This window comes from Acetatifactor sp. (genome assembly GCF_982438285.1).
The window spans coordinates 1-2,106 of the sequence record NZ_CEWDFQ010000438.1; the positions used below are offsets into that span (position 1 = coordinate 1).

Annotated in this window: 1 protein-coding gene; it reads left to right on the plus strand. The window is 48.4% G+C overall.

Annotated features, from left to right (window positions below; translation table 11 throughout):
- Positions 1 to 216: 216 nt before the first annotated feature.
- Positions 217 to 2,106: hypothetical protein (locus AC1WIP_RS14970; protein WP_481142581.1), on the plus strand; the 1,890-nt coding region annotated here is incomplete at its 3' end.

Sequence of the window (2,106 nt, forward strand, 5' to 3'; positions counted from 1 at the left end):
AAAATTACATATGCTTTGTTGTATACTATACTATATTATACATAAATGTGAACAAACTGACGAAAGAGGTATACTATTATATGGCCGGGATTACACTGGAAAAGGGAAAAAGTATCTATGAATACGGACAGCCCATGACGGGTTCTGCACCTGATCACAAACGGAAGGGTAAAGGTCTCCTATCCGGGCGGCTCTTACACTCTGGGCAAGGGAGATGTGATCGGCATCTGCGAGATATGCTCTGAAATTCATTTCCTGAGCTATCTTGCCCTGGAGGACACCTCCATTCTTACCTATACCCTGAACAATGTGGAATCGCTGGAGGATATGCTTCAAAAACGATCCGATCTGGCAAGGCTGTTTCTGCTTTCCGCTTTTTACCAGCTCAATCATCTGCTGGATCAATGTTCCCTTTCAGAATTGAGCTGCAGCAACCTGTACCAGAATCTTCTGGAGGATTACGAGAAATATAACAGCCTGTGCGCCCGTTACCGGATTCCTCCCAGATCCCTTGAGGGCATGGAAAGCCTCACCGCCTATCTGGGCGAGGAAGCTCCTGATATCTGGTTAAACAGCTTTTATCTTGGGCTTCAGCACATTTATACCGGAGAGCACTATAAGCCCCTGGTTCAGGAGCCTGGCATTTCCCTTGGCTTTTTGCGCAAATGCAGTCTGGACTTCCGCAAAACCTATTTCGGCCTGGATGAGCAGTTCCATTACCGCAAGCAGCTTACGAACATATATTTCAACGAAAATGCAAACGATATATTTGACCTGTATACCTCACTCTACTACAAGCTCGGCCCGGACTGTGCAGATACGGAATCCGTCCTGTCAGATATCAATAGAATGATATCACAGTTTGAATCAGACCCCTGCCTGGATGCGCAGATGGTGGAAAAACGGATTCAAAGCTTCCGCAAAAACCTGTCGTTGATGAAGGAGCCTGCCTCCAAAAAGGATGAGGCGGCGACAGATACCTCCCTGATGCAGGAATTGGCCGGTTCCCTGAACACCATCCTGGACTTTGCCGGTTCCGATCTGGAGCTTTGTTCCAGCTTCCGCCAGCATGTGCATTCCTACAAAGCCCTTCCTGACAAAAATTCTATGGAGGACGAATGCTGCAGCCTGCGCAGAAAACTGACAGAGGAATTTAACGCCTTGTACTCCCTGCTGTTTCAGCGCACCCTGGAGACTTCCTCCGTTCCCAAGGCCGTAAAAATGTTTTTAGCCTTCGGCTATGTGGACGAGGAGCTGGCCGGAGCCGAAAACTGCGCACTGCTTTACAGGCTGTCGGAAACGCGCACAGACCGCAGTGAATTCGGGGTATATACCTTTTACGACTGGCTGCTGGCAATTTTTCAGGGAAAAAAAGAGCCCAGCCGAAACGAATTTGACCAGGACTATTCGGACTACATACACAGGCAGAAGGCCAGCGGCAACATCACGGAAGCGGAATTTAAGGATCTGGAAAATAATTCCATGGGAAAGGTAAACTACGAGCTGCGCAATTTGTTCCCTCCGGTCAACAAAATGACCTTCGGGCGCATCGCCACTTTCTGCCCTATTTTCATCTCCGACAATGTGCTCAAGGATCTGAATGATTCCTACGTAACCCTCACCAAAGTCGGAAAAGCCTTTGAAGCCATCAAAAAAGTGGACTACAGCGCCTTCTACCGGGAAAGCCTGGACTATGATCATCTGGATATCATGGGAAAGGAGCCCATTCACCTGGAATTTCTTCCGGATATTATCCTGATGCCCAACGTGGGAATCCGCGGCGTAATGTGGCAGGAAATCGAGGGCAAATACCGCAACAGCAGCGGAAGAATGTTTTTCTCTATTTTCCATATGGAGGACTTTGTCACCTCCATGATCCGTCTCACAGGAGAATTCCGCTGGGAGCTGTGCAAGCGCATTCAGGGCGCCCGCTGGAATGATATCAGCGACCGTTCCCTTACCAGCGAATATTTTGACTATATTCAGTTTTACCGCAGAAACCACGAGCTGAGCAACGAGGCCAAGGAAAAGGTGCGCTCCAGTCTCCAGCGCGCCAAAAACAGTTTCAAGGAAATGTTCGTGCGGGATTATATCACATGGATTATT